This is a genomic window from Gellertiella hungarica, from assembly GCF_014197145.1.
Classification (GTDB): Bacteria; Pseudomonadota; Alphaproteobacteria; order Rhizobiales; family Rhizobiaceae; genus Gellertiella; species Gellertiella hungarica.
In genome coordinates this window covers 1-4,584 of sequence record NZ_JACIEZ010000029.1, presented here as the reverse complement: position 1 = coordinate 4,584, position 4,584 = coordinate 1, and the positions used below count along the sequence as shown (strand labels likewise).

The following is a 4,584-nucleotide window of genomic DNA, read 5'->3' as shown; positions in this document are numbered from 1 at the left end:
TCTCCCTTTTAGGCGCATGACGGCGCGCCGCCGACATCTGTCGGCGGGGTGTCACTGGTTGGTGATTTGGTTGTGGGGGGGAGGGTGGTTAGGCTACTCTGAGCATGCCGCGCTTCAATCCATTCTGCCGGCAGATGCGATAGACATCCGCAGGCGTAATGAACTGCGATACCCGTTCGGCATCCTGATCATCAGTCACATTGCCGTTGTAGTAGAGCTCACCTGCCACCTCGGATACGGCGATCCATACATCGTTGCAGGCAACCAGCTTCTGAGCCTGGCTCCAGACGTGACGCTGAAAGGCTTGCCGGCATCGGCCACGCCGCTCCAAAGACTTGGCAATCGCATCTATTGTCTGGTGGTCGCCTTCGGTTGCCCCCAGCATCCGCATGGGGATCTGCTTCTCATGGCGGTATCGTCGCTCGCCAGCTGGTCCGGCTGCCGCTATGCATCCCATCATGAAAACACTTGGCCGATATCCGTAGCTGATGCTTACGTGGCCATTGCCGCGACTTCGACGCCGGACTTCGCCTCCAAACGTGACCATCTGGTTTCCATCTGCATCTTTTGAATAGACGGTGTCGACACGGATCGACTGGAGACCGTACCCGAACACGTACTCTGCGACAGCGTGCGATGCTTCGTGATAGCAAGTGGCTTCGAGCTCCATTGCAGCTGCTATGAAGGTGTAGCTGCCCATCGGCTCATTGGCGAAGATGCCGCTGAAGTAGGAGCACCGGAGGCTCATGCCGAAGCCCTCGCTGCGCGTGGTAGGGGAGTGGCTACGCTGTTATCATTAGCAAAGTCGTAGATTGCCGTTCGGCGGTTTGCGGAGATCCATGCGTCCAAGTCGGATTTTAGGTATTTGACCGAACCGCCTAGCTTTACGTACGCGGGTCCGGTTCCCCGCATACGGCTCTTGTTTAGCCAACTGGCCGACATGCCCATGTAGCCTGCCGCGGCAACTGTGTTCATTTGATTGCTCAAAGGTTCCTCCATGTTTGTTGCCTGAGGCATTTAGTGGCGCGGCTTTCAAAAAGACCAGTCGTGTCATTAATTTTCTTTTGCTGGCACCGGCCCACAGACTTTTTCCAGCCAATGCCAGTTTTCAAACTTATCGCCGCGCTGCCGTATTTCAGTATAACGCTTCAACGAGTTCCACGAACGATGCCCTGAAACAGAAGCGGCAAGTGGAATGGTGCGCCCCATTTCGAACAGCCGACTTATCCCTTCGTGTCTCATGTCGTGGAAATGAAGATCGGCGATCTTTAGAAATTGGCAAGCCCGCGTGAAGGCGGCCGAGATTGCATCTGTGCCGTACGGAAAAATACGATCCTCGGCTTTGGGCATTGCATTGATAATGCGCAGAGCCTCGGCGGGTAGTTCGCACCAGACATCGTTGCCCCGCTTCTGGCCTGGGTGTTTCATATCGCGTACCAGTATTCTGGAATGCTCGACATCCAAGTCACGCCATAGAAGCCTTGTTATTTCTTCCTGACGACGGGTGGAGAAGATCGCGAAAGCAATGATCGCGTGCATCGGCGCAGCACGGGGCGAGCGGGCTGATCTGTCCGAGAAGTGCCGCATTAGTGCGTCCAGCTCATCCAACGTCGGTCGCCGTTCTCGGGCTTCCGATTTGGTGATTGTTTCGAAGCGTGAAAGTGCCGATTGAGCTTCTTTCATCGCTGCATAGTCGAGCGGAATGCCAAACAGGGGCTTCGCATCGCGGAAGACGGCGGCCAAGTGGGATATATAATTTCCAACGGTTTGTGGCTTTCTGCCGCCCGCAGATAGCTCGCGCGCGAATTCCGAGATGTCAGCAGACGTAATCCTAGCGCATTCTATGGAGCCAATTTGAAATGACTTAATCGTCTTCAGACATTGCGCCTTGGTTCTGCCGATATCACGCTTAGCTTCAACGTATGTATCAATGGCTGTAGCAAGTGAAACAGATTTCACGTTGATCTTTTCCAGTGCTCCGGGCTTGTCTAACTCAGCCTCTCTCCACCGCAGCCAGGCTTCTGCTTCTCTCTTCTTACTAAATGTCTTTGACTCACGGTGAACTGTGGCCGCTCCTTTCTTCCGAACGATTTGCGCCGTATAAGATATCGATCCACTTTTCCGCGTCTTTGCTACAATTGTGCCCATGGTACGAATTCACTCCATAAAAGTACGAACTATTCGTAACAGACACTGAAAAACGTAGCAATCACTGGAAAAAATGTGAAAAACCGTGACACGCTTAAGAGGGTCTATCTAATTGAATTTCTATGATAAAACATTGAAATCAGGCGGTAAAATTTTCAGCGTCGCTCCCATGCTGGACTGGACCGACCGCCATTGCCGCCATCTGCACCGGCTGCTGTCGCGGCATGCGCTGCTCTACACCGAGATGGTGGTGGCGGATGCGGTGATCCACGGTCCGCGGGAACGGCTGCTGGGTTTTCACCCGGCCGAACATCCCGTTGCGCTGCAGCTTGGCGGTTCCGATCCGGCCAAGCTGGTGGAGGCGGTGAGGATTGCCGCGGATTTCGGCTATGACGAGATCAACCTCAATGTCGGCTGCCCCTCCGACCGGGTGCAGAGCGGCACCTTCGGCGCCTGCCTGATGCGGGAGCCGGAGACGGTGGCGGCCTGCGTGACGGCCATGAAGCGGGTGTCGCCCGTGCCCGTCACGGTGAAGTGCCGCATCGGCGTCGACGAGCAGGTGCCGGAAGAGGTGCTGCCCGATTTCCTCGCCCGCATGGTGGGGGCAGGGGCGGACGCGATCTGGATCCATGCCCGCAAGGCCTGGCTTCAGGGCCTCAGCCCCAAGGAAAACCGCGACATTCCCCCGCTCGACTATCCGCTGGTGCATCGCATGAAGCGGGAAAATCCGGATGTTTTCCTCGGCATCAATGGCGGCATCCAGACGGTGGACGAGGCGGTCTCGCATCTGGCGGTGATGGATGGCGTCATGCTGGGCCGGGCCTGCTATCACCACGCCGCCATTCTCGCGGAGGTCGATGCGCGGGTCTACGGCGCCGAACCGCGCCCCGTGGACTGGCCCGCCATCCGCGATGCGATGATGGCCTATGCGGATGGCCACATGGCCCGGGGCGGCAAGCTCAACAATGTCACGCGGCACATGGTGGGCCTCTTCCAGTCCGTGCCGGGGGCCCGCCGCTTCCGGCAGGTGCTGTCGACGGCGGCCACCCGGCCCGGCGCCGGGCCGGAGGTGATCGCCGAGGCCTTCGAAGCGGTGCTGCCGCATCTTTCGGGCGCTGCCGGCGCCGAGGGGGCAGAAGCCGCGGCGGCGGAATAGCGCCGCCGCCTGCGGGCTCAGTTGCGGCCGTCGTTGGGCCGCGCCTTGTCGCCTGTCTTGTCGCGGGTGGTGGCGGTTTTCGCATCCGGCGCCTGGCCGATCTTCGTGCCGCCGAGATGGCCGCCGCCGCTGGTGTTGCGGCCTTCGGGGTCCTTGTCCTCTTTTGTCATGTTCGTCTCCTTGTCTGTCGCGGGGGGTATCCCGTGACTGCAACGGAGGCGAGGGGCCGCCGGTTCCCGCGGGGAAGGGCGAAACGCGAAACGGCGGACCTTGCGGCCCGCCGTCCAAAATCGGATCCGTCCAGCCTGATGGATCAGGCGGCCTGGATGTTCACGGCCTTCGGGCCCTTGCCCATGCGGTCCGGCTCGGTGTCGAAGGTGACCTGCTGGCCGTCACGCAGGGTCTGCATGCCGGAAGCCTGGAGCGCGGAGATGTGCACGAACACGTCCTTGGCGCCGCCTTCCGGCGTGATGAAGCCAAAGCCCTTGTCCTGGTTGAAGAATTTTACGGTGCCTTTCATGGGATGTTCCTTTTCGTTCCCTGAAGTCTGTCATGGCGCCCGGACCCATGTCGGATGCGGCCGGGCTATGCGGATGGCCGGCGCGCGAAGGCGCAGTGCGGCCGGTCGAGTGTCAAGATTGCGGGGAAAGAACATCGCCGCCGGTGGCCCCGGCAACCCCGGCCTTGGCCAGGGCAGTAATCAGAAGTCCAGTCTCCGGGATCGTAATGCCCGAACGCTGCAAGGAGTGACAGTATTCGCGCCAAAAGGCAAGCCCAGGATTTTTACCGGTGCCGCCGGGCAGAGGTTGAGGCGGCTTGTGCCTCGGGCGGCGTCGCGTTTGCCGTGCTCCACCCCCCTCTGTCGGCTTCGCCGACATCTCCCCCTCAAGGGGGGAGATCGACCGTGGGTTTTTGGTTTCCTCAAACAACCAGCGTCTCATTTGCAGAAACGTCTGCTGGGGACTGCCCCAAGAATCCCCATCCCGATCTCCCCCCTTGAGGGGGAGATGCCCGGCAGGGCAGAGGGGGTGCGCATCCGCAAACTCGACGGTTCGTCGGGGGCAGAGGGGGGTGCGCTACGTCACACGCGGCGCTGCACGCCACCCAATCCCAGCACCCCCTCCCGCTCGTCACGGAAGGGGGCGCCGTCATTCCCATTCCCATGCGTCATCCTTCCCGCACCCATGGAAAGGCCGGGGGATGCATCATGTCCTTCCCTCGGGACACGAGGGGGTGGCCGGGGCGCGGGTGCACCTCGTATGAATAAGTATATGGCGCAA

General features: G+C 59.9%; 5 protein-coding genes. 2 read left to right on the top strand and 3 right to left on the bottom strand.

What is annotated here, in order from left to right; all coding sequences use genetic code 11:
* Positions 1 to 571 (top strand): hypothetical protein (locus GGR23_RS23100; protein ID WP_210297067.1); only part of this gene is annotated, 571 nt, incomplete at its 5' end.
* 482 nt (positions 572 to 1,053) lie between these two features.
* Here the strand turns inward: GGR23_RS23100 and GGR23_RS22915 are convergent.
* Positions 1,054 to 2,148, bottom strand: a complete 1,095-nt coding sequence (locus tag GGR23_RS22915) for a tyrosine-type recombinase/integrase (protein WP_183368608.1) — start codon at positions 2,146 to 2,148, stop codon at positions 1,054 to 1,056.
* A gap of 112 nt (positions 2,149 to 2,260) precedes the next feature.
* Here GGR23_RS22915 and dusA point away from each other — a divergent pair, with 112 nt between their 5' ends.
* Complete coding sequence (gene dusA / locus GGR23_RS22910) at positions 2,261 to 3,304, top strand: tRNA dihydrouridine(20/20a) synthase DusA (RefSeq protein ID WP_183368607.1); 1,044 nt, start codon at positions 2,261 to 2,263, stop codon at positions 3,302 to 3,304.
* A 17-nt stretch (positions 3,305 to 3,321) separates the two neighbouring features.
* Here the strand turns inward: dusA and GGR23_RS22905 are convergent, their stop codons facing one another.
* Entirely contained in the window at positions 3,322 to 3,474 is a 153-nt protein-coding gene (locus GGR23_RS22905; RefSeq protein WP_183368606.1) for a hypothetical protein, read from the bottom strand.
* Between the two features lie 143 nt (positions 3,475 to 3,617).
* Entirely contained in the window at positions 3,618 to 3,824 is a 207-nt protein-coding gene (locus GGR23_RS22900) for a cold-shock protein (RefSeq protein WP_183368605.1), read from the bottom strand.
* Positions 3,825 to 4,584 lie beyond the last annotated feature (760 nt).

What these genes read in the sequence shown, in the direction of transcription:
- GGR23_RS22915 (WP_183368608.1), bottom strand. Translation starts at nt 2,148, where the DNA reads ATGGGCACAATTGTAGCAAAGACGCGGAAAAGTGGATCGATATCTTAT.
- GGR23_RS22905 (WP_183368606.1), bottom strand. Translation starts at nt 3,474, where the DNA reads ATGACAAAAGAGGACAAGGACCCCGAAGGCCGCAACACCAGCGGCGGC.
- GGR23_RS22900 (WP_183368605.1), bottom strand. Translation starts at nt 3,824, where the DNA reads ATGAAAGGCACCGTAAAATTCTTCAACCAGGACAAGGGCTTTGGCTTC.